The organism is Rhodococcus erythropolis NBRC 15567, from assembly GCF_001552595.1.
Taxonomy (GTDB): domain Bacteria; phylum Actinomycetota; class Actinomycetes; order Mycobacteriales; family Mycobacteriaceae; genus Rhodococcus_F; species Rhodococcus_F erythropolis.
The window spans coordinates 33,397-55,041 of sequence record NZ_BCRM01000020.1 but is presented as its reverse complement, the minus strand read 5'-3'; the positions used below and the strand labels follow the sequence as shown (position 1 = coordinate 55,041).

The following is a 21,645-nucleotide window of genomic DNA, read 5'->3' as shown; positions in this document are numbered from 1 at the left end:
CAAGTGTCACGTGAGCTGCGGGGCGGGTTCTTCCCGTTCGCCGCCGGGAGCCTTCGAATCCGGTTTGTTCGGTTCCGGATTCTTCGCATTCAGCTCCGGGTTCTTCGAACCGATGAACTGGCACAGGTGGTACATCCCGATCACGACGATGGTGCCGAGCGCGATCCCGCTGAGCGAGAACGTGTCACTGAACTTCAGAGCCGTGTCGCCGATACCGATGATGAGGCCGGCCGCGATCGGCATGAGGTTGAGGGGATTGCCGAAGTCGACGCCGTTCTCCTTCCAGATCTTGGCGCCGAGCAGACCGATCATGCCGTAGAGCACCACGGTGATTCCGCCGAGAACACCGCCGGGCGTCGCCGAGATGACGGCACCGAACTTGGGGGAGAAGCCGAGCATCATCGCGACGATGCCGGCAACTGCGTAAGCGGCGGTGGAGTACACACGGGTCGCTGCCATGACACCGATGTTCTCGGCGTACGTCGTGGTGGGCGAACCGCCGACGCTGCTGGCGATAGCGGTGGCGAAACCGTCACCGGCGAGCGCGCGTCCCATGTACGGGTCGAGATCGTCGCCGGTCATCTCTGCGACTGCCTTGACGTGGCCGGCATTCTCCGCGATCAACGCGATGACACCGGGAAGAACCAGGATGATGAACGTCAGGCTGAACGACGGGGCATGGATGCCGACGATTCCGTTGGCCTCGTCCGAGAACGGGGGTAGGCCGAACCACGACGCCGACTGCACCGAATCCCAGTTGACGCGGAAGTGCTCGGTGATCTGACCAGTGCCTGCGTCGTACGAGGTGATCGTGCCCGAGACCCGGTCGAGGATCCAGGAGAGGACGTAGCCGAAGATCAGCGCCAGGAAGATGGCGATGCGCGCCATGAAGCCGCGTAGCGCGATACTCATGACGATCAGGGCCACCATGACGATCAGAGCCACCCACTGGTCCTGCGGCCAGTACAGCCCCGCGACGACGGGTGCCAGGTTGAATCCGATCAGCATCACCACTGCGCCGGTCACCACCGGGGGAAGAACCTTGAATACGACCCGGCCACCGAGGAAGTGGATCGCGATACCGATGGCTGCCAGGACCAGTCCGGACACCAGGATCGCGCCGGTCACCTCTGCGGACGTTCCGCCTTGGGCACGAATGGCGGCGATACCGCCGACAAAGGCCGCCGACGTACCGAGGTAGCTGGGAATGCGTCCCTTGACCACCAGCAGGAAGAAGAGCGTACAAAAGCCCGACATCATCACGGCAAGTTGAGGATTGAGCCCCATGATGATCGGGAAGACGAACGTCGCGCCGAACATCGACACCACGTGCTGGCTGCCCAGCCCGATGGTTCTTCCCCAGCTGAGCCGCTCGCCGGGAGCGACCACTTCACCCGGTCTGATGTTCTTTCCATCTCCGTGCAACGTCCAAATCGGCATGATGGGACCTTTCGTGCAGAGGAAGGTGTCCGAACGCTGAGTGTGCTCCAGCTCACAAAACACCGTGACTGGAGTGAAACGCTATTACAGCGCCGGGGTATCGACGTGATGACAATCTGCCAGAACCCACGGACCCGGATTGGCAATATTAGTGATTGATGCCGCGCATCGCGGTTATCTTCAGTGCTAGAGACAGATCCAGCCGTAGCTCGGGTTGCGCCGTGAAGGGTCCAAGCATTTTCTCCAGCTTAACGACCCTGTAACGCAGTGTGTTGTAATGGAAGTGGAGCTTGCGCGCTGTCTCGGCGATGTTGATGTTGGTCGCGAGCAAGACTTCCAATGTCTTGCGCATGTCCTGCGCTTCGGCAGTTTCCTCCGTCAGTTCCCGCAGTGTCTCCCGCGCGAACGTCTCCAGCTCGTTTTCGTCCTCGACCAGACTGAGCAGTCTGTACACACCGAGATCGTCGAACTGAGTCACCGTCCACGGACCGGAGATCCGGCGTCCGACGGTCAGTGCGGTGCGCGCCTGACTGTAGAGCGCGGGGACGGCGTCGATCGCCGCTGTCGGCCGGGACACCCCGACACTGAACGGCCTTCTCCCGCCGCCACCTTCACCGCGAACGACCGTGACGAGGTCCCGCACCAATGCCATCGTGTCGGTGCCGACGCCCATGACGATCACCGTCTCGCCCGTCAGCGCGGTCACCGCCGCACCGGGATCGCGGTGGGCGATCGCCCCGGAGAACGCCATCGCCTGGCGATCGACGACGGGCAGCCGAGCGGGCGCCGCAGAGGCCGGTTCGTCGATCGGGTCCGGCTCGATCGAGACGATCACCAGCGGGCGATCGAAGTCCCAACCGAACGTCTTGGCGTGGGAGACAACGTGATCGTGGTCCCCGGCCCGGCCGAGGAGCAGATCGTGAACGAAGTTGGCGCGATGGCGTTCTTCCACCGACGCCACGGCCTGCTCACGGGTGATGACCAACGCGCACACCGACGCCGCTCGCTCGACCAGGTACTGGTCGTAACTCGTCATCACGCGCTCACCGGTGAACAACGCGAGACGCCCGTGATCGATGTGATTGGCGGAAATCGCGGACACCGCGATGAATTGACCGTCGAACTCGTGCAGACCCAACCCGCCCTCGACGGTGTCGGTCCGCAGACGACCGGTGGAATCGACGGCGGGACAGGCAGACAGATGCTTGCGCTCCGCCGCATCCCCGGCGCGGCAGATCTCGCGTCCGTCCGAGGTGGTGATCAGGGCGGCGCCCTTCATCTCCCGTGCGATGACCTCGGTCAATTGTGGGAGGCCACCGCCGCCCATCACGACGTCGACCAGCAGCCGTCGCAAGCGCTCGGCCCCGAACATGGCGTCGATCTGGGCCGACTCCGTCTGCTCACGGTCTCTCGCCGCCGGGTGATCGCACGCACCGTGAAAAACCAGGAGCGGGAAGCCGGCGCTTTCGGCCGCGTCGACCAGTTCCGGCGCGAGAGTGTCCCCGTCTGCTCCGAATTGGACGGCGAGCGCTGCAACTCCGCGCGTCGACAACCGTCCGACAAATGCTTTGAAGGTTTCGGTGACCCGGGCGAGGGTTTCCGGCGTGGTGATCAGCAACTGTCCGTGTCGCAGCCACGGTCCGATGTCCGGAACCGCCATGAATCCCACCCGGGCTACCGTCGGGTCTTCGGAGCCGCCGGCGACCTTTCGAACACCAGGAAGGAGCGGGGTTCGAAGAAGTTCGGAGAGAACAGCATTCACCTCGGATGCCGGTACGGCCGGGTTTGCCACTTGGCAGGCACCTCGATTTCATTCGGATCACGGAAGATGGTTCACGAAAGAAACGATCCTATCCCCACCGAACACAAGATGTCCGAATTCAGCGCAGTCGACTCAGGCCGTTCGATGCAGGGCGGTCGGATTCTCCTGAGGTGGCGGGTGGATCGGCCCCTGCAGATCCCGCAGTTCCAAACCGGATGCATTGCGCAGGGTCTTGGTCATCTCGGCGAGGATCGACACTGCAGTCTCCTCCGGCGTCCTGGCGCCGAGATCCAACCCGATCGGTGAGTGCAGACGCCCCAACTCGGCGTCGGTAACGCCTCGCTCCTTCAACAGCGCCACCCGACGCTCATGCGTCGCACGACTTCCCATCGCGCCGACGTATGCAGCCGGCGAACGCAGAGCGATCTCGAGCAAGGGGATGTCGAACTTCTCGTCGTGCGTGAGCACGGCCAGGACGGTTTTGTTGTCGATCGGTGCGGTTTCGAGGAACTTGTGTGGCCACATCACGACCAGATCGTGGGCGTCGGGAAAGCGCGCCCGTGTCGCGAAGACCGGCCGTGCGTCCACGACGGTCACTCGGTAACCCGCAAAGGCGCCCAACGTACACATCGATGCCGCGAAGTCGATGGCCCCGAACACGTACATCCGCGGTAGTGGCGCGAAGATCTCGACCAGCAGGTCGTGCTGCGAATCGATGAGGGTTCCCGCCGGCGCGACAAAGGCTACGGACTCACCGGTGTCCATCGTGCGCAACAGGATGGAGACCTCGTCCTCCGTGGCATCCAGATCCCCGCTTCGTCGGCCGTGCTCGACGACGAGGTGCCGCGCCGGCGCTCCCGGACGCACTTCGGTGACCACGACGACGGGCGTATCGGCTTCGATCCGTTCACAGACCTGACCGAACTCGACGAAATCGGCTCCGACGGCCTGGACGAACACTTCGATGGTTCCGCCGCAGGTCAGACCTACTCCGATGGCGTCGTCGTCGGAGACGCTGAAGACCTCGACGCGACTGGTGCCGTCGGCGAGAACCTCCTGGGCGATCTCGTACAGTGCACTCTCGATACACCCGCCCGAGACGCTGCCGACTACCTCCCCGGAGCGTGAGACGGCCATCGAAGCACCGGGCATGCGCGGTGAGGATCGCCAGGTACGGACAACCGTCGCCAGTGCAAAATCCTCGCCGCGGGCGTGCCACTGCGCCAGCTGAGTGGAAATGTCGCGCATCGCCTCGCCTCCCGCTTGCATCGCCGTCCGTAGAGAGTTCACGGTATCGGCCCACCGCAATCCTGCCTGTCACACAATGCGCCTAAATCCGGGCCCTGCAGTTGTGCAATGTCGCCGTCGCATCACCGTGCGCTCTCGACCAGTGTTGTCACCGAGCCCAGCCGAAAGCAGGCCTGACCTTCATTCTTCCCCTCTCCGACGATCACTGCAGCGGTAATTCACGCAGATGGTGCGACGGATCGAGTGGGCGACGTTGCACACCACAGAACCGAGGTTTCTCCCATGGACCAATTGCTCAGCGGTATCAAAGTTCTCGACCTCACCCGCGCTCTCGCGGGCCCTCTGTGCACGTCGCTGCTCTCGGACTTCGGCGCCGACGTGGTCAAGGTCGAAACCCGTGGCTCCGGCGACAGTTCGCGTCAGTGGCCGCCGTTCGACGGCGATCGAAGCCTCTACTTCGCTTCCGTGAACCGCGGCAAGAGGTCGATCGCCATCGACATGCGCAGTGACCGCGGGCGGAAACTGCTTCGCAGCCTGGCCCTCGACGCGGATGTGCTGGTCGAGAACTTCCGTCCGGGAGTGCTGGCCGACATGGGGCTCGATCCCGATTCGCTCGAGCAGGAGAATCCGGGTCTCGTCGTGATGAGCATCAGTGGTTTCGGCCCGGTGGGCCCGGACCAGTTCGCGCCCGGACTCGATCAGGTGGCCCAGGGCATGTCCGGGTTGATGTCGGTCACCGGCGCCGGGGAACAGACCCCGATGCGGGTCGGTATCCCCATCATCGACACGGTCTCGGGCATCTACGCGGCGCTGGGTATCACGGCGGCGTTGGCTTCGCGCGGACGCGACGGTCGTGGGCACCGCGTGCAGACCTCGTTGCTGGAATCCGCGATCTCGATCATGACCTTCCAGGCGCAGGACTACCTGAGCACCGGGCGGGTGTCGACGCCGAACGGCAATACGCACCCGACGATCACGCCGTACGGCGCTTTCGACACTGCCGACTTCCCGATCAACATTGCCACCGGCTCGGACAAGCACTGGATCGCGCTGTGCTCGGTTATCGGCGACCCCGATCTCGCCTTCCGTGCCGAATATGCCACGGGTAAAGAACGTTTGGCGCACCGAGACCAACTGACCAAAGAACTCGAGGACCTACTGACCACGAAGGGCGCCGCACAGTGGATCGCCGAGATCCGCGGTGCCGGAATCCCCTGCGGCCCGATTCATTCGATCGATCAGGTGTTCTCCGACCCGCAGGTCGAGGCATTGCAGATGGTCGAGCAGACCCAGAGCGCCGACGGAACATCGATTCCCGTTGTCCGCGGACCGTTCTGGGTGGACGGCAAGACCCTTCCCGTCAGGAATGCGCCACCCATGACTCTCGGCGGTGACGCCGACGGCGTACTCACCGACTTCGGCCTGCGCCCGGAGGAGATCGAGGATCTTCGCGCAAATTCGGTGATCTGACCGCACACTAGTAACAGAGCAGACGCTCTGTTACTGTGCGTTCATGCCTCGGCCACGCGTCCACGATCTCGACACGCTGCTCGACGCTGCCGAAAAACTTGCCGCCACTGCCGGGCCGAGCGCTGTCACGGTCAGGGCGGTCTCCGACGCCACCGGTGTATCCAACGGGGCGATCTATCACGCATTCGGCTCTCGCAGTGGACTGGTCGGTAGCGCGTGGCTGCGTGCCGCGCAACGATTTCTCGCGCTTCAGCAATCGAGAGTGGACGACGCTCTCGCGGACCCCGCGCCGACCTCCGCGGTTTCCGCCGTCGTCGCAGCCGCCGAAGTTCCGGCCGTCTTCGCGCTCGACTACCCACAATCCGCGTTGCTGCTGCTGACGATTCAGCGCGACGAACTGCTCGGCACCGACGTCCCTGCCGACATCGCCGAGAAACTCACACAACTCGACCGGTCTCTGGTCGACTTGTTCATCCGGTTGTCGACCGCGCTCTGGGGCCGCAAGGACGGCCGAGCCGTCGAAGCAATCGAAGCCTGTGTTGTCGGCCTGCCTACCGGGCTGCTCATTCATCCCGCCAAACGCGCCGACGGTTGGCGAGTCCCCGACGCCGCAGCACGCGCGCGGTTGGATGCCGCCGTTCGAGCGGTTCTGCATCTCGACCCACCACTGCCCAAGCCCCGCAACAGGAAAGGCCAATCATGACCGCAACTCTGCGCTTCGAAGACAAGATCGCCGTTCTCGATCTCGGCGAGGACGAGAATCGATTCTCGCCGGATTGGCTCGATTCCGTCGACCAGCTACTCGACCAGGCTCTGAGCGAAGGCGCACACGCCCTGGTCACCACGGCGACGGGCAAGTTCTACTCCAACGGACTCGACCTCGACTGGCTGGGCGCGAACGGCGACAAGGCGAAGTGGTATGTGCAGCAGGTGCAGTCACTGTTTGCCCGGATGCTGACGTTCCCCATGCCCACCGTCGCGGCGATCAACGGCCACGCCTTCGGAGCCGGCGCCATGCTCGGCATCGCGCACGATTACCGCGTCATGCGCGATGATCGCGGCTACTACTGCTTCCCGGAGGTGGACATCAACATCCCCTTCACCGAAGGAATGGCAGCTCTCATCCAGGCCAAGCTCAGCCCGGCGTCGGCAATCGTCGCCATGACCACGGGGCGGCGATACGGCGGAAGTGACGCATTCGCAGCCGGTTTGGTGGACTTCACAGCTTCCGTCGATGCTTTGACCGCGAAGGCCATCGAAATGGTTGCGCCGATCGGCCCGAAGAATGCGGGCACACTTGGGGCAATCAAATCGACGATGTTCGCTTCAGTAGTCACCGCTCTGAACACCGACGGCTAAGAGCGCTGGACTGCGTTCTCGCAGAGCCGCTTCCAGATCATCGGCAACACTTTCGGGATCGCGGCCTTCTGTGCTCAGAACCACGTCGACCCCACTGAGCGTCGGCATCGAACCGGCCAGCAGTTGTGACGCTTCCACCAGGTCGTCCAGCCCGGCCCAGCCGGCCGGTTCACGTTCGACGATTCTGGTGCGCAACGTATCCGGATCGGCCTCGAGGCGCGCCAGCAGGTGCCCCTCGGCGCCGGTCGCGGCCAGCAAGGCATGCCCGTAGTCGTCGTCTTCGACGGTCGCCGTGAGGAACAGGAGTTCGTACCCCGCTTCCCGGTACGACGCGCACAACATCCCGACGTGTGCGATTGCCCGCTCGGTTCCCAGCGGCGGGTAGCACCGCTCGAGTTCGTCCACCTCGATCATCGCGTTGCTCACCCCGGCCTCGCCGAGTCGATCGTGAAGCGCGGTCAGCACGGAACTCTTCCCCGCGCCCGGCGGGCCTGTCAGCAGTAGTACGAACACATCCTCCACTATTCCAGAGCCTTGTGCAGGCGCGGGGCGGCGAGAAGGCTGGAGAAGACAGATTGACGTGCACAACAGCCCTGATCGGAGCACAGCGATGACCACCACGATCACCGAAATCGCGCCGGACATCTACCGGCTGTCGACCTTCGTGGACGAAGCGAACCTCACGATGAACCAGTTTCTCGTCGACGGCGAGGAACCCCTGCTCTTCCACACCGGGCAGCGAGCGTTGTTCACCTCGGCTTCCGACGCACTCTCCACGCTGATCGACATCGACCGTCTGAAATGGATCACGTTCGGTCACGTCGAGGCCGACGAGTGCGGGTCTATGAACTCCTGGCTTGCGGCGGCCCCCGAAGCACAAGTGGCGCACGGCGCGATGGGGTGCTTCGTCCAGGTCAACGATCTGGCCGATCGGGCGCCACTTCCCTTGCAGGACGGCGATGTACTCGAAACCGGCAGGCGCCGCGTTCGGCACATCGACACCCCGCACGTCCCGCACGGTTGGGACGCGGGCCTGATGTTCGAGGAGACGACGTCCACGCTGTTCTGCGGAGACCTCTTCACAGCGTTCGGGCACCACCCCGCGACCACCGAGCACGAAATCGTCGGTCCCGCTTTGGAAGCCGAGGACTTGGGCCACGCCACCTGCCTCACCCCGGATCTCGAACCCACGATCCGCGCCCTGGCCGACCTCGAGCCGCGGATTCTGGCTACCATGCATGCACCGACGTACTACGGCGACTGCGTCACCACGCTTCACGACCTGGCCGACTCGTACGCAACACGTTTCGCAGCCGAAACCGAAAGATGGAAGTCAGACTAGAGCTTGCGCGTTCGACGTGATTCGCGCCGCCACGGACAGCGCAACGTGCTCGTGGAACGGCCGCGCCACCACCTGCACTCCGACCGGTAAACCGTTGCGGGAGAGTCCTACCGGAACCACGACCGACGGAAGGCCGAGCACACTGATCGCCCGGCAACTCGCGAGCGCGTCCATCCACGTGAGTTTGCGACCGCCCACCTCGAAGCTCTCCACACCGAGCGGCGGAGCGAGCACCGACGCAACCGGCAGAATCAGGACGTCGCCCATCTCGTCGAGGAAGTCGGCGATCAACATCGCACGATCCGCCCACAGCGCTTCCACCTCGGCGGAACTCCGATCATGGCCTGCCGCAAGCATGGCGGTGATGTCCGCGTCGAAAGAGTGCGCTGAACCTGCGGCGAGAGAGTGGATGTCCGCGTGGGTCTCGACCGATCGCAACGCGCCGAAAAGCGCGTTGGCCCGCGGCAGAGCCAGACCGTCGTACTCGCTCGCATCCAGACTGTTCGACGCCGAGCGAACCGCCGCCAGGATTTCTTCGTCGACAGGCATGGTCCCTTCGCCGGGTGCCCAGCGGATGTCGAGGTGTTCGACGTCGACCGACTCCGGCTCGGTCCACGAGAAATGCGGCTTCGACAGGACGCGCAGCGCAAGCGTCGCATCACCGAGGTTGCGGGCCAGGGGGCCGATGGTCTGGATCGTGCCGTGCATCGTCGCAGGATTGGCGAGTACCCGTCCATCCGAAAGCACGCCGGGGTATTGCCCTTCAGGGTCGATACGGCCGAGCGTCGGGCGAACCGAAGTGAGCCCGGTGCAGTGGGCGGGCCAACGCACCGAACCACCAAAATCCGTACCGAGTCCGAGCACGCTCATTCCGGCAGCAACCGACGCGGACTCGCCGCCACTCGATCCGCCGGGGGACCGGACGACGCCGTCCGGTCGCACCGGGCTGGCCGTGGTTCCGAACAATTCGTTGCGAGTCAGGCCGCACGCGCCGAATTCCGGCGTGTTGGTCTTGCCGATCAGGATTGCGCCGGCAGCCTTGAACGCTGCAACGGCCGGGGCGTCGACGGCCGGTATGTTGTCCGCCAGAGTGCGAGAACCGGCGGTGGTACGCACGCCGGCAGTAGCGATCAAGTCCTTGACCGTGAACGGAACCCCGGCAAGGGGACCGAGTGTCTCGCCGAGAAGGCGACGTTCGTCCAGGCTGTCTGCGGCCGCACGCGCGTCCTCGGCGCACACGGTGACCAGTGCGTTGAGTTCGCCGTTACGTTCGTCGATCCGTGCGAGATGATCTTCGACGACGGTCCGCGCCGACGCCTGACCCGACCGCACGGCTTCGGCGATGGATCGGGCATCACGGCCCACCCAGCTCTCACGACTCATCGCATGCCTCTCCTCACCGGACTCCTCTGCCGAGCGTAAGGACAGTAAGCAACCCGAGAAACGACCACAATGCACATACCGACGGCTCCGGCGATGTGAGGTTTTGCCACAACGTCCGCGGTTCCGGAGGGATCGGTCAGGTGCTGGTACCTACAAGCCCTGCCTGATGAATGCAGCAAGCTTCTCGATCTGTTGCTCGTTTCGTTTGTAATGCCTCCACTGGCCGATTCGTGTGGTGGTGACCAGATCCGCGGCCTGGAGTGCGGCCATGTACTGAGACGCAGTCGATTGCGACACCTTCGCCCTCGCTTGTATGTGCTTGAGGCACACTCCGACCTCCTCGGCAGGCTCGAGCTGAGGGGGAAAGCTCCCGGGGTCTTTCAACCACTGCAGGATTTGTACACGCATCGGGTTGGCCAGCGCCTTGAACGCCGTTTCCCACTCGGTTGTTGCGTCTTCCATGCTCGAGATCATACCGCTAGATCGCGAAATGCCGATATATATGGTTCACTCCCTATATCGCAACATCGCGATATTCCAATGGGAGGCTGAAATGGTGCATCACAATAAAGTCGCACTCGTGGTCGGAGCCCGAGGTGTGATCGGTGGGAACTTGATCGATCACCTCGAATCAACCGGCGAATGGAAGATCATCGGACTCTCGCGCCGAGGCGGCACGAACACCGACCGGGTCGAACACATCGCAGTCGACCTGCTCGATCCTTCCCGGACTGCAGCGGCACTGAGCGGACTGGACGACGTCACCCACGTCTTCTACGCCGCCTATCAAGACCGCCCGACATGGGCCGAGCTGGTTCCGCCCAACTTGGCGATGCTGGTCAACACTCTCGACGCCATCGAACCCGTTGCCGGCGGACTCGAGCACGTCAGCCTGATGCAGGGCTACAAGGTTTACGGGGCGCATCTCGGACCGTTCAAAACTCCGGCCCGCGAGAGCGATCCACCGCACATGCCACCCGAGTTCAACGTCGACCAACAGCAGTTCCTCGAACGCAGGCAGCTCGGCAAGTCGTGGACGTGGTCGGCGATCAGACCCTCGGTCGTCTCCGGATTCGCGTTGGGCAACCCGATGAACCTCGCGATGGTCATCGCCGTCTACGCGACCATCTCGAAGAAACTGGGTGTCCCACTCCGGTTTCCCGGCAAACCCGGCGCGTACACCAGCTTGATCGAGATGACCGACGCCGGACTCCTGGCCGAGGCAACAGTCTGGGCCGCGACCAATCCCGAGTGCGCAAATCAGGCGTTCAACATCAACAACGGCGACCTGTTTCGCTGGCAGGAAATGTGGCCGAAGATCGCAGCCTTCTTCGACATGGACGTCGCACCTCCGCTCCCGATGTCCCTCGATGTCGCGATGGCGGACAAGGAGTCGGTGTGGGATGAACTCGTCGAGGAACACCAACTTGCTCGGACCCCGTATTCCGATGTCTCGTCCTGGGGGTTCGGTGACTTCGTATTCGGATGGGACTACGACTTTTTCGCTGACGGATCGAAAGCTCGGCGGTTCGGATTTCACCGCCACGTCGACACCGAAGCGATGTTCCTCGACATCTTCGCCAATCTGCAGGCTCGGAAGATAATCCCCTGACTGGAAACACGGTCGGTTCGGATCCTACGAACACTGTCACTGTCGGACCCCGGGACTACCGTCGTAGGCGGGGTTTGAAAAGCAGGGGTTTCGGCGAGTCGTCGGTAGGGCCCCATGCGCCCCCCGGACCAGAGGAGCGACGATGTCGGACAATACTTTCGATCTGGAAATCCTGAGTGCCTGGACTACTTTCGAGACTCATCTCGCTCGCTACATCTCCGTGATGGAGGACGACGACACTCTCGTGGTGGAGTCGCATTACGACAGCATGGACGAACTGGCAGACGCACCCGCGCGCATCCAGTTCTTCGCGTGGAACCAGACCTCCGTGCGCTGTGAAGTCCCTTCCAACAGGTTTCTGCATCCACTGCGGATGCTCGAGCCGGAAGACCATTCAGCGCTGCTCGACATGGGGTTCAGCGCTCCCGATCTGTGCGAGCACGAGCCCGAGGGCAACGGGTCCATGTCCTTCTACATCGACGTCGACCGCACTCGTCCCGAGGAACTGGTGACAAAGGTGTTGCGTGTCTTCCGCGAGATGTGGAGCATTGCGCACCCGTCATTCCTACGTGCCAGCACCAGTGGACGCGAGTCGACGCCGGCGTTCGCCACGACGCCGTCGCACGCTCCCTCGGGTTCGGGTGACATGCTGCGGATCCTGGTCGACGGAGCCGTCGAACGCCTTCTCGGTCATCCGCCCAAACGTGACGACGACGGCGACATCCCGCTGGTCCGCGGTGAGCAGGTCACCTATGTTCGTGTCCTCGAGGACGACGAGTACGTGGAGGTGTTCTCGCGGGTCGTGCATTCGGTGGAGAACCTCGATAACGCTGCTGTTGTTCTCGCCCAGCTCAATCGGCAGTGGCCGACCATCAAACTCATTCTCGTCGAGCAGAGTGTGCTGGGCGTTGTGCGGGTGGACGGCGCACCCTTCGTCGCCGAGCACCTCCTCCGGGCTCTGCGCTCGTTCGCCGAATTGGCCGAAGCATCGGACGAACTCGCCGAAGAACTGGGCGGGCAACCCATTCGCGCTACCGGAGACACCGCCTTCAACGACGGGATGGCCTCCGAGCACGAAGATCCCGGTGCCGAATACGAATCACACGAGTGCCACGAATTTCCTCCGGCACTCATGGCGCTCCTCGAACTCGACGCCGACGGAACGGGCGAGCTCAGCGCCGAAGAGGTTGCCGTGATCTGTGAGCACGACCGCGACACCATTCTCGACTACCTGAGGATCAGCCAGGAGCAGGAGACGGCGTGGCACGAGGCGTTGACCGAGTCCATCCGGCGCAAGGACGACGACACCGACCTGTGCGCGGGCGAGAAGCGCGCGTGGACGCACGCGATCCGCAATCTCAGGCGCGGACTGCGCGTCGTTGTACTTCCCGCCAAGGATGCAGCGCCGACCCAGCTCGGCCTCTTCGACGATCAGGCCTGAGAGCCGGAAATCGAGCGCTGTGTCAGCCCGGTAGCGGGATGACGATGCCAGGCAAGATCTCGATCTGACGCGGCAACTGGGGAAGCTGCGGCACTTCGATCGGCGGCAGGCCGGGCACCTCGATGGGTGCTGGGGGAGCGGCCGCGCCCGTCGTGGGCGTGCCCGTCCCGTCACCCGAGGTCACACCGGAGTTGGCGGGAACGCCGGCCTGCCCGCCGATGGGGTCGGGCCACGGGAAGCTCTCCCAGTCGGAGCCCTTCAGGGCGCCGTCCATCGTGCTCTTCCAAATGTCCGCAGGCACTCCGGAGCCGTAGATCAAGCCGCCGTAGGAGTTGGTGATGGCCTGAGCGTCCGAAGTTCCGATCCACACCGCGGTGGACAGCGACGGCGTGTAACCGACCATCCACGCATCCTTGTTCTGCCCCGTGTCACCCAACTGCGCGGTGCCGGTCTTGGCAGCAGACGGGCGTCCACCGGCGAGCGCGTGACCGTTCGAGTACGACGCGATCGGCAGCATTGCCTGCGTGATGTTGTCGGCAACGGCAGCATCGAGACGACGCTCACCGGGAGAGACCGGGCGATCGAGCAGGACTTCACCTTCGGCCGTCACGACCTTCTGGATGAAGTGCGGCTGCTGGTACACACCGGAGTTGGCGAGCGTCGCGTACGCGGATGCCATGTCGATAACACGAGACTGATACTGGCCGAGCACGATTCCGTTCTCCGGCGGGCCACCCTCCTGTGTGAGCGTCGGGTAGTCGAGTCCGGGAATCTGTTCGGGGATGCCGGCCAGATGGGCGGCGTCGGCGATCTTCTGGGCACCGTTCTCCATCGAGAGCATCAACCGGTAGAAGCTGGTGTTCAGCGAACGCTTGAGTGCCTCGGCGATGGTGCATCGACCACAGGATTCGCCGCCGACGTTTCCGATGGTCACACCGTTGATCGTGAGCGGTGAACTGTCGAACCGTGCGGACAGCGGAATGTCTTCCATCAATGCTGCGACCAGGCCGAAGACCTTGAACGCTGAACCGGTCTGCAGCGGCGCCTGGGCGTAGTCGAATCCAGCTCCGTCGTCACCGCCGTAATAGGCGTCGACGCCACCGGTCTTGGGGTCGATGGACACTACTGCGGTCCGCAGGTCTTCCGGTTCACCGTCGAGATTCCGCTTGACGGCGCCCAGCGCAGCTTCCTGCGCAACCGGGTCGATGGTTGTCGTGATTTGCAGACCAGCGGTGTTCAGCGTCTGGTCGCTGATACCGGCCTCGGCCAGTTCCTTGAGTACCTGAGTCTTGATGTGGCCTTCGGGTCCGGGCGCCTGGTTCAGATCGGTCGGCCGATTGGCGGGGGCGACAGCCGGGAACTGCATCGCGTCGCGATCCGTCTTGGTCAGGCTGCCCAGTTCCACCATGCCGTTGAGAACGTAGTCCCAGCGCGCTTGCAGCGCGGACAGATTGGTCTCGGGGTCCAGGAACGACGGGCTCTGGATGACGGAAGCGAGAACTGCGCCTTCCTCGACGCTCAGCTCACTGACCGGCTTGTCGAAGTACGCGTTCGACGCGGCGGCGATGCCGTAGGCACCGCGACCGAAGTAGATGGTGTTGAGATACGCGGCAAGAATGTCGTCCTTGGACCATTCGCGCGCCATCTTGGCGGAGATGACAAGCTCACGCAGCTTCCTGTCGATACTGCGCTTGTCACCGACCAAGACGTTCTTCACGTATTGCTGAGTGATCGTCGAGCCACCGCCGGCGCTTTCCTTGCCCATCACGTTGTCTCGGGCAGCGCGAGCAAATCCGGAGATCGAGAAGCCGGGGTTGGTATAGAAGTTGCGATCCTCCGCCGAGAGCACCGAATCGCGGACGTGAATCGGGATGGCCGACAACGCGACCTCGGTGCGGTTTCCCTCCGCCGGCACCACCTTGCCGAGCACGGTCGTGCCGTCGGCCATGTAGATGGTGGACACCTGATTGGTCTGCATGTCCGAGGGGCGCGGGACGTCGGTCCGGCTGTACGCGACAGCAAAAACCGACGCAGGCACGATGATCATCAGGAGCACGAGAACGTAGATGGTCCGCCGGACGTACCGCCACTTGGAGCGCTGCTTCTTCTCCGGCTTGGCCGACTTGCTCGACCGTGGGGAATTAGCCGACTTGCCCGATCGAGCCGACGACTGATCGCCACCCGTCGCACTCGATCTGTTCGATGGACTCACTCAACACTCCCGGTCGTGGATCCGGACTTACCGGCACCATTCCACCAGGGTGATATCTCGATCAGATAACTCCCGGCAACTGCGATACCGAAATGTCACCCTACCGGGCTGGCTACTCGCGACGTTCTGCTCGGACCGCGTTCCGATATCCGCGGAACGCCAGCCCGAGAGCGACGACGCAACCGAGCAGCACCAAAGACGGCATCACGCCGGGGTCGCCCTTGACGATCGCGACCACAGCGCCGATCAACGCCATGAGGGCGAAGACCGAGATGAAGCCGGCGATCAGCTCCATGCGCTGGGCGCGCGAAGCCCGCCTCATCGAAACCGCGCGCAGGCGCGCATCACGACTTGACGCCGCCTGCGGTCAGACCGGCGATGATGCGTCGCTGGAAGATGAGAACCATGATGACCAGCGGGATCATCACAAGGGTTCCGCCGGCCATGATCGAGGTGTACGGCGTGACGAATGGGTCGGTTCCGGAGAATTTGGCCATCGCCACCGTGACGGGCGCGGTTTTGTCACTAGAGAGTTGCAGCGAGAGCAGGTACTCGTTGACCGTTGCGATGAAAGCCAAAATCGCGGTGGTGAACAGGGCCGGCGCGGCGAGCGGCAGCATGATCAGACGGAACGCCTGGCCACGGGTGGCGCCGTCGATACGCGCCGCTTCTTCGAGCTCCCACGGAAGTTCGGAGAAGAACGACGTCAGCGTGTAGACCGTCAGCGGCAGCACGAACGAGATGTTCGGGATGATCAGCGCTTTGTAGCTGCCGATCCAGCCGATGTCGGTGAACAACTGGAACAGCGGGGTCACGAGGGCGACGACCGGAAACATGGACGCGCCGAGGATGATTCCGGTGACGAAGTATTTGCCACGGAAATCGAATCGCGAGAGCGCGTACGCCGTGAACACACCGATGACCAAGGCGATCAGCGTGGTCGCACCCGCGATGATGAGGCTGTTCATCAGTGCCCGGGTGAAGTTCACCTTCGCGTCGGGATCGAGCGCCGCGGTGAAGTTGGACAGCGTGAGATTGGTGGGCCACAGCGACGTCGAGAACGTGTCCGCCGGGTCGCGCAACGCCGTCACGATCATCCAGTAGCAGGGAGCGAGTCCCCACACGATGATCAGTACGACGCCGATGTAGGTGCCGATCTTGCCGCGTAGTGCCTTGTTCATACCGGCTCCCCCTTCCGCTGCTTTTCCTGCGTGCTGACCGCATTGGCTCCGAGGAATCGGACCAGGATGAAGGCCACAGCGAAGATGATGAGGAACGTGATGGTGGACAGGGCCGACGCCGAATTGGCGCCGACGCGCATCTGATCGACCACCAGAACCGAGATGGTGGAGGTGGCGGGATTGGATCCCATCATGATCGCGGGCAGGTCGTACATGCGCAGCGCGTCCATCGTGCGGAAGAGCACGGCCACCATGAGTGCGGGCTTGACCAGCGGAAGCGTGATCATGCGGAATCGCTGCCAGGCCGTCGCGCCGTCGACCTTGGCGGCCTCGTAGACGTCGGCGGGAATCATCTGCAGACCCGCGAGAATCAGCAACGCCATGAACGGCGCGGTCTTCCAGACGTCGGCGACGACGATCGCGAATCGTGCCGGCCAGGGATCCGCCGTCCACAGGATGTTGGTGCCGAGGATCTTGTTGGCAATGCCGTCGTTGGCGAAGATGAAGAACCAGAGCTTCGCGGTGACGGCGGTGGGGATGGCCCAGGGAATCAGCACGGAAGCGCGGAGCAAACCGCGGCCGCGGAACGTCTTGGCCATGATCAGCGCCATCGACAGACCGATCACCGTCTCGAGCAGAACGGTGACGACGGTGAAGCCGAAGGTATTTCCGATCGACTGCCAGAACTGCGATCCGAGCGTGCCGGGCGGGCAGGGAATCGAGCCGTTGGCGGTGTTGCAGGACTGGGTGATCCAGTTCTTGTAGTTCTCGAACCACGTGAACTGACCGGTGACGAACATGCCGGTCTCGGGGTCGAGCTTCTTGCCGTCGCTGTGCATCGACATCCAGATCGCTCGTCCGAGCGGATACAGAATGATGACGGCGAGAACGATCAGCGACGGTGCGACGAACGCCCACACCGGAACTCGTCGACGCTTCTTCGGCTTGTCGGCCGACGCAGGCGGGGGCGAGGTCGGTGGGGGTGGAGTAGCTGCAAGGTCAGGCAGAACCTTGGTCAGGGATGTCCCTGCTGCCTCGGATGCCGACGGCTCTTCTAGCGGTTCCGGTGCACGGTGTCTCCCACCAACGCCCGAACGGTCGGGACCGGTTGAACCGGCCCCGACCGTGGGGTTGGTAGGCACAGCCGCGGAAGGATCCTGCGGTTCTGCCATTGCTTATTGCTCCTGGTAGATCAGTTACCGGCGGTTTCGATGCCGGCCTTGGTGTCCGCCAAAGCCTGCTCGACGGTCTTCTCGCCGCGAATAGCAGCGTAGGTGTTGTCGGAGATCGACTTCGACACCTGCGTGTAGTACGGCGTGACGGGGCGCGGCTGAGCGGTAGCGAGTGCTTCCTTCAGGGTCGCGAAGTACGGGAACTGGGCGAGCACTGCCGGGTCGTCGTAGACAGCCGAGAGGACGGGTGCGCCGCCGACCTCGGTGAAGTACGTCTGCGACTTCTTGGTCTGCATGAACTCGAGGAAGTCACGAGCCGTTGCCGGCGCGTCGGAGTACGCGCTGATGCCGACGTTGTAGCCGCCGACGGTCGAAGCGCCCGGTCCGTCGACACCCGGAAGAACGGTGTAGCCGTACTTGCCGGCAACCGAGGTCTTCTCACCGTCGACCGAGAAGCCGGACCACGTGCGCATGAAGAGTGCCTTGCCGTCACCGAACGCGGTCTGCGACTCGCCCTCGGAGTAGGTCAGTGCTTCCTGCGGGATGGTGTTGTCGGCGAAGTTGTCGACGATCGACTGAACGCCTGCCTTCGTCTTGTCGTCGATGGCCGGGGTGAGTCCGTCCGGGCCGACCCACGGGCCGTCGAAAGCGTTGGTGATCTCGGTGGTGTTGACCGTCAGGCCCTCGTAGTTCTTGAACTGACCGATGTAGCAGGAGATGCCGGCTTCGACAGCCTTCGGGCAGTTTTCCTTGAGCTCGGCCCACGTGGTGGGAGCCTTCTCGACGAGGTCCTTGCGGTAGTACAGGAACGCGGCGTTGGTGTTCTTCGGCGCTGCGTAGAGCTTGCCGTTGTAGGTGCCCGAAGCGACGGTCGACGGCAGCAGGCCGGACTCGTCGATCGCGAGGTCACCCTCGAGCGGCAGCAGCCAGCCGTTTGCGGCGAACTGAGCGGTGTTGACGACGTCGACGCCGATGAGGTCGTACTCGTCGCTCTTGGCCTGCATGCGCTGGGTGATGTCGTCGACCTGCGCGTTGGCTTCCTTGGCCAGCGGCTTGAGCGTGACCTTCTCGTCCGGATGCTCCGCATTCCAGTCGGTGATGATGTTTTCGAGCGCCTCGTTCAGGGCATCCTGCCCCTCGACGATCGTGATGGGTCCGCGGCCTTCGCTCGAGGACGATCCCCCGGATGCGGCCGTGGTGCTGGTTCCGCTGTCCTTGTCCGAATCGGACGAGCAGCCTGCCAGTACCAGCATGGACGCTGCCGTGGCTGCAATTGCAGCGCGGCGCATCGCCTTCGAGTTCAGAACCATGGATTCGCTCCCCGTATGTGTATGACAAATAGACGGTCACCGAGAGCCGGCTCACGGCATGCGCCATGGGTGCCGGCTCCCGGCATCGGCCCCTACTGTGGCACGAGACACCCCTACTTGTGGGTATTACGCCGAACCTGAATCGGTCATGTGTCGTTTGACAGGTCCGCCTAACCCAGGCGACGCCCGTCGGTGGTGGCAAAAATGTGCACCTTCTCAGGGTCGACGCGCAGGTTGACTCGCTCGCCCTTCTGCGGCGGGTTGCGCCAGTCACCACGCGAAACGATCTGCTGCAACCGTCCGCCGATCGTGGTGCGTCCGTAGACGTAGGCGTCGGAACCGAGTTCCTCGACGACGTCGACCTCCATCGGCAAGCCTTCGGCGGCGATCTCGAGGTGCTCGGGGCGAATACCCAGAACAACCTCGGTTTCGACGACACCGTTCATCGTCTCGCGCGGAACCGGAACGATCCCGTCACCGAATGCGACGCCGCCGTCGACGACGGGGAGGGTGAACAGGTTCATCGCGGGTGAACCCATGAAGCCGGCGACGAAGACGTTCTTCGGCTTGTTGTAGAGCTCGCGCGGCGAGGCGCACTGCTGCAGGATTCCCTTTTCGAGGACTGCGACGCGGTCACCCATCGTCATGGCCTCGACCTGGTCGTGGGTCACGTAGACCATCGTCGTCGCGAGGCGTCGTTGCAGCTGAGCGATCTGCGTGCGTGTCTGAACACGGAGTTTCGCGTCGAGGTTCGAGAGGGGCTCGTCCATGAGGAAGACCTGCGGCTGGCGGACGATGGCGCGGCCCATCGCAACTCGCTGACGCTGACCACCGGACAGCGCCTTGGGCTTGCGGTCGAGGTACGGCTCGAGATCGAGCATCTTCGCGACCTCTTCGACGCGGGCGCGGATCTCCGTCTTGTTGGTTCCGGCGAGCTTGAGCGCAAAACCCATGTTCTCGGCCACCGACATGTGCGGGTACAGCGCGTAGTTCTGGAAGACCATCGCGATGTCGCGCTCTTTCGGTTCCTGACCGGTGACGTCGCGGTCGCCGATGAGGATGCGCCCGCTGTGGACGTCTTCGAGCCCGGCGAGCATGCGCAGGGTGGTCGACTTTCCGCAGCCGGAGGGTCCGACGAGGACGAGGAACTCGCCGTCCTCGATCTCGAGGTCGAGCTTGTCCACTGCCGGGGTGTTCGATCCGGGGAACAGGCAGGTGGTGCTCTCGAAAGTCACTGAAGCCATGACGGGGTTGATCCCTTCTACCGGCAGGAACGTGCCGGACGATCCAAGTTGAGGGTGAGCGTGTGCGCTAGCAGCATAAACGTCCGTGTCGGCGCGCGAGCGTAGTCTTTCACGGTGAGTTCGGAGAAGATGCTGACCCGCATCGGTGCGCTGCTTCGCCAAGCGGAGTCCACCGACAATCCACACGAAGGTGAAGCCTTCATGGCGGCCGCGCAGCGGTTGGCCACCGGTTCCGCGATCGACCTGGCGGTCGCGCGGGCGCACACCGCGTCCTCGGAAAAACGTGCCACACCCACTCAGCGGCTCATCACCATCGGCGAACCGGGCAAGCGCGGGCTGCGAACGTACGCCCAGTTGTTCATCGCGATCGCCGCTGCCAACGACGTACAGTGCGACATCGCGCAGACGTCGGCCGTCATCTACGCCTACGGCTTCGCCGGTGACATCGACGTGTGCGAAGCGCTGTACTCGAGCCTGCTCTTCCAGATGGTCCGTGACTCCGACGCGTACGTGCGCTCCGGGGCGTACCGCGGCGAAACATCCGTGCGGACCGTCGTCGAAACTCGTGGACGACGACGCGTCAACACGCAGGTCCGCAAGCCGGTGGCCGGAGTGACGGCGCGCCTGAACTTCCAGATGGCGTACGCGTCCCGCATCGGCGCTCGGTTGGCCGAGACGAAGCAGGAGACGGAGAAGGCGGCGATCGCAGAATCTGCCACGTCGTCTTCGGAAACCGCACTCGTGCTGCGCAACAAGGAAATCGAGCTCAAGGACTACTACGCGTCCAACTCCCAGGCACGTGGGACGTGGCGGGGCGGTGGCCGCGCGAGTGCCGGGCATTCCTCGCATGCGCGACGGGCGGGTGATCGGGCGGCGCGCTCCGCACGTCTGGGAAACCTTCCGGAGATCGGCGGGGTGCGCGGGCAGCTCGACTCGTGAGGGATACGCAGCGGAACGCCGTCTACGAGGCAGAGACGTTGGTGCGCACCATGTTCGATCGCGCCGACGAGCGCGGACTTCGGAGCGTCGAGGTCATGGGTTCCACCATCACGTTGCCGGTCGAGCGCAAATTCGGTTCCGTGGAGTCGGTCCAGGCGTACTGCGATCAGCTACTCGGGCTGAACTGGGTACTCGCGACCTGGCCTCGCGCAACCATTCCGGTGTCCGTACGCTCCCGCGCCGGCAATGCCGCCGCTCACTACTCGAACGACGTCATCGCCGTCCCGGACGACCGTGACGGCCGGTGGGCGCTACGCGAATTCGTTGTCTTGCACGAACTTGCGCACCACCTCGGCGACCCCACTTCCGACGAGGCCTCCCACGGGCCCGAGTTCGTCGACCGCTATACGAGCCTGGTCGGTGAGATCATCGGACCCGAGGCGACCTTCGTTCTTCGAGCGATGTTTCTTGCCGGTGGTGTTCGAACGGACTAGATGTCAGCCCTCGGTGAACCGGGTGGTGTGCGAACC

Annotated in this window: 20 protein-coding genes; 8 read left to right on the top strand and 12 right to left on the bottom strand. The window is 63.6% G+C overall.

The genetic code is table 11. From position 1 onward, the window contains the following. Positions 1-6 precede the first annotated feature (6 nt). The 3 genes from RE4_RS22495 to RE4_RS22485 form a co-directional block, all read right to left on the bottom strand. The gene (locus RE4_RS22495) at positions 7-1,440 is read right to left on the bottom strand and encodes a uracil-xanthine permease family protein (protein ID WP_020971407.1); all 1,434 of its coding nucleotides are present in this window, start codon (positions 1,438-1,440) and stop codon (positions 7-9) included. A gap of 148 nt (positions 1,441-1,588) precedes the next feature. Beyond that, complete coding sequence (locus RE4_RS22490) at positions 1,589-3,232, bottom strand: PucR family transcriptional regulator (protein ID WP_019746100.1); 1,644 nt, start codon at positions 3,230-3,232, stop codon at positions 1,589-1,591. 102 nt (positions 3,233-3,334) lie between these two features. After that, the gene (locus RE4_RS22485; RefSeq protein WP_007735213.1) at positions 3,335-4,450 is read right to left on the bottom strand and encodes an XdhC family protein; all 1,116 of its coding nucleotides are present in this window, start codon (positions 4,448-4,450) and stop codon (positions 3,335-3,337) included. 282 nt (positions 4,451-4,732) lie between these two features. Between RE4_RS22485 and RE4_RS22480 the strand changes: the two genes are divergently transcribed. The 3 genes from RE4_RS22480 to RE4_RS22470 are packed head-to-tail and all read left to right on the top strand — an operon-like array spanning position 4,733 to position 7,279. Beyond that, positions 4,733-5,920 carry a CaiB/BaiF CoA transferase family protein gene (locus tag RE4_RS22480; protein WP_020971408.1) on the top strand — a complete coding sequence of 396 codons (1,188 nt, stop codon included), beginning with the start codon at positions 4,733-4,735 and terminating at the stop codon, positions 5,918-5,920. Between the two features lie 43 nt (positions 5,921-5,963). After that, a complete protein-coding gene (locus tag RE4_RS22475) occupies positions 5,964-6,623 on the top strand; it encodes a TetR/AcrR family transcriptional regulator (protein WP_021346115.1) in 660 nt (219 codons plus the stop codon). After that, positions 6,620-7,279 (top strand): enoyl-CoA hydratase-related protein, encoded by a 660-nt coding sequence (locus RE4_RS22470; protein WP_020909755.1) that lies wholly within the window; start codon positions 6,620-6,622, stop codon positions 7,277-7,279. The genes RE4_RS22475 and RE4_RS22470 overlap by 4 nt, the downstream gene beginning before the upstream one ends. On the opposite strand, the gene RE4_RS22465 is transcribed toward RE4_RS22470, so the two are convergent. Further along, the gene (locus tag RE4_RS22465) at positions 7,247-7,792 is read right to left on the bottom strand and encodes an ATP-binding protein (RefSeq protein WP_238077125.1); all 546 of its coding nucleotides are present in this window, start codon (positions 7,790-7,792) and stop codon (positions 7,247-7,249) included. The two genes, RE4_RS22470 and RE4_RS22465, sit on opposite strands and share 33 nt — an antisense overlap. Positions 7,793-7,889: 97 nt before the next feature. On the opposite strand from RE4_RS22465, the gene RE4_RS22460 reads away from it, so the two are divergent. Then, positions 7,890-8,621, top strand: a complete 732-nt coding sequence (locus RE4_RS22460; protein WP_020909757.1) for an oxygen-binding di-iron domain-containing protein — start codon at positions 7,890-7,892, stop codon at positions 8,619-8,621. Here the strand turns inward: RE4_RS22460 and RE4_RS22455 are convergent. Then, positions 8,613-10,004 carry an amidase gene (locus RE4_RS22455; protein WP_060939372.1) on the bottom strand — a complete coding sequence of 464 codons (1,392 nt, stop codon included), beginning with the start codon at positions 10,002-10,004 and terminating at the stop codon, positions 8,613-8,615. The two genes, RE4_RS22460 and RE4_RS22455, sit on opposite strands and share 9 nt — an antisense overlap. A 150-nt stretch (positions 10,005-10,154) precedes the next feature. Further along, complete coding sequence (locus tag RE4_RS22450) at positions 10,155-10,466, bottom strand: ArsR/SmtB family transcription factor (protein WP_007735219.1); 312 nt, start codon at positions 10,464-10,466, stop codon at positions 10,155-10,157. Positions 10,467-10,557: 91 nt separating this feature from the next. Between RE4_RS22450 and RE4_RS22445 the strand changes: the two genes are divergently transcribed. Further along, entirely contained in the window at positions 10,558-11,616 is a 1,059-nt protein-coding gene (locus RE4_RS22445; protein ID WP_019746109.1) for an SDR family oxidoreductase, read from the top strand. Between the two features lie 142 nt (positions 11,617-11,758). Continuing rightward, positions 11,759-13,057 (top strand): T3SS (YopN, CesT) and YbjN peptide-binding chaperone 1, encoded by a 1,299-nt coding sequence (locus tag RE4_RS22440; RefSeq protein WP_060939371.1) that lies wholly within the window; start codon positions 11,759-11,761, stop codon positions 13,055-13,057. A 22-nt stretch (positions 13,058-13,079) separates the two neighbouring features. Here the strand turns inward: RE4_RS22440 and RE4_RS22435 are convergent, their stop codons facing one another. From RE4_RS22435 to RE4_RS22410, 6 genes are all read right to left on the bottom strand, one after another. Then, positions 13,080-15,269, bottom strand: a complete 2,190-nt coding sequence (locus RE4_RS22435) for a transglycosylase domain-containing protein (RefSeq protein WP_041815441.1) — start codon at positions 15,267-15,269, stop codon at positions 13,080-13,082. 112 nt (positions 15,270-15,381) lie between these two features. Beyond that, entirely contained in the window at positions 15,382-15,591 is a 210-nt protein-coding gene (locus RE4_RS22430) for a hypothetical protein (protein WP_019746112.1), read from the bottom strand. A gap of 22 nt (positions 15,592-15,613) precedes the next feature. Further along, positions 15,614-16,450 carry a carbohydrate ABC transporter permease gene (locus RE4_RS22425; RefSeq protein ID WP_019746113.1) on the bottom strand — a complete coding sequence of 279 codons (837 nt, stop codon included), beginning with the start codon at positions 16,448-16,450 and terminating at the stop codon, positions 15,614-15,616. Then, positions 16,447-17,622 (bottom strand): carbohydrate ABC transporter permease, encoded by a 1,176-nt coding sequence (locus tag RE4_RS22420; RefSeq protein WP_020971415.1) that lies wholly within the window; start codon positions 17,620-17,622, stop codon positions 16,447-16,449. The genes RE4_RS22425 and RE4_RS22420 overlap by 4 nt, the downstream gene beginning before the upstream one ends. A 20-nt stretch (positions 17,623-17,642) precedes the next feature. Then, the gene (locus tag RE4_RS22415) at positions 17,643-18,932 is read right to left on the bottom strand and encodes an ABC transporter substrate-binding protein (RefSeq protein WP_003946022.1); all 1,290 of its coding nucleotides are present in this window, start codon (positions 18,930-18,932) and stop codon (positions 17,643-17,645) included. A gap of 170 nt (positions 18,933-19,102) precedes the next feature. Further along, entirely contained in the window at positions 19,103-20,176 is a 1,074-nt protein-coding gene (locus tag RE4_RS22410) for an ABC transporter ATP-binding protein (RefSeq protein WP_003946073.1), read from the bottom strand. Between the two features lie 114 nt (positions 20,177-20,290). Here RE4_RS22410 and RE4_RS22405 point away from each other — a divergent pair, with 114 nt between their 5' ends. Continuing rightward, positions 20,291-21,115: a DUF2786 domain-containing protein gene (locus RE4_RS22405; protein ID WP_042953437.1), complete on the top strand. Its 825-nt coding sequence runs from the start codon at positions 20,291-20,293 to the stop codon at positions 21,113-21,115. Further along, a complete protein-coding gene (locus RE4_RS22400) occupies positions 21,112-21,609 on the top strand; it encodes a TIGR04338 family metallohydrolase (RefSeq protein ID WP_020971418.1) in 498 nt (165 codons plus the stop codon). Before RE4_RS22405 ends, RE4_RS22400 begins: the two co-directional genes overlap by 4 nt. The last annotated feature ends 36 nt before the right edge of the window (positions 21,610-21,645 follow it).

What these genes read in the sequence shown, in the direction of transcription:
- RE4_RS22495 (WP_020971407.1), bottom strand. Translation starts at nt 1,440, where the DNA reads ATGCCGATTTGGACGTTGCACGGAGATGGAAAGAACATCAGACCGGGT.
- RE4_RS22485 (WP_007735213.1), bottom strand. Translation starts at nt 4,450, where the DNA reads ATGCGCGACATTTCCACTCAGCTGGCGCAGTGGCACGCCCGCGGCGAG.
- RE4_RS22480 (WP_020971408.1), top strand. Translation starts at nt 4,733, where the DNA reads ATGGACCAATTGCTCAGCGGTATCAAAGTTCTCGACCTCACCCGCGCT.
- RE4_RS22475 (WP_021346115.1), top strand. Translation starts at nt 5,964, where the DNA reads ATGCCTCGGCCACGCGTCCACGATCTCGACACGCTGCTCGACGCTGCC.
- RE4_RS22470 (WP_020909755.1), top strand. Translation starts at nt 6,620, where the DNA reads ATGACCGCAACTCTGCGCTTCGAAGACAAGATCGCCGTTCTCGATCTC.
- RE4_RS22460 (WP_020909757.1), top strand. Translation starts at nt 7,890, where the DNA reads ATGACCACCACGATCACCGAAATCGCGCCGGACATCTACCGGCTGTCG.
- RE4_RS22455 (WP_060939372.1), bottom strand. Translation starts at nt 10,004, where the DNA reads ATGAGTCGTGAGAGCTGGGTGGGCCGTGATGCCCGATCCATCGCCGAA.
- RE4_RS22450 (WP_007735219.1), bottom strand. Translation starts at nt 10,466, where the DNA reads ATGGAAGACGCAACAACCGAGTGGGAAACGGCGTTCAAGGCGCTGGCC.
- RE4_RS22445 (WP_019746109.1), top strand. Translation starts at nt 10,558, where the DNA reads ATGGTGCATCACAATAAAGTCGCACTCGTGGTCGGAGCCCGAGGTGTG.
- RE4_RS22440 (WP_060939371.1), top strand. Translation starts at nt 11,759, where the DNA reads ATGTCGGACAATACTTTCGATCTGGAAATCCTGAGTGCCTGGACTACT.
- RE4_RS22430 (WP_019746112.1), bottom strand. Translation starts at nt 15,591, where the DNA reads ATGAGGCGGGCTTCGCGCGCCCAGCGCATGGAGCTGATCGCCGGCTTC.
- RE4_RS22425 (WP_019746113.1), bottom strand. Translation starts at nt 16,450, where the DNA reads ATGAACAAGGCACTACGCGGCAAGATCGGCACCTACATCGGCGTCGTA.
- RE4_RS22420 (WP_020971415.1), bottom strand. Translation starts at nt 17,622, where the DNA reads ATGGCAGAACCGCAGGATCCTTCCGCGGCTGTGCCTACCAACCCCACG.
- RE4_RS22415 (WP_003946022.1), bottom strand. Translation starts at nt 18,932, where the DNA reads ATGGTTCTGAACTCGAAGGCGATGCGCCGCGCTGCAATTGCAGCCACG.
- RE4_RS22410 (WP_003946073.1), bottom strand. Translation starts at nt 20,176, where the DNA reads ATGGCTTCAGTGACTTTCGAGAGCACCACCTGCCTGTTCCCCGGATCG.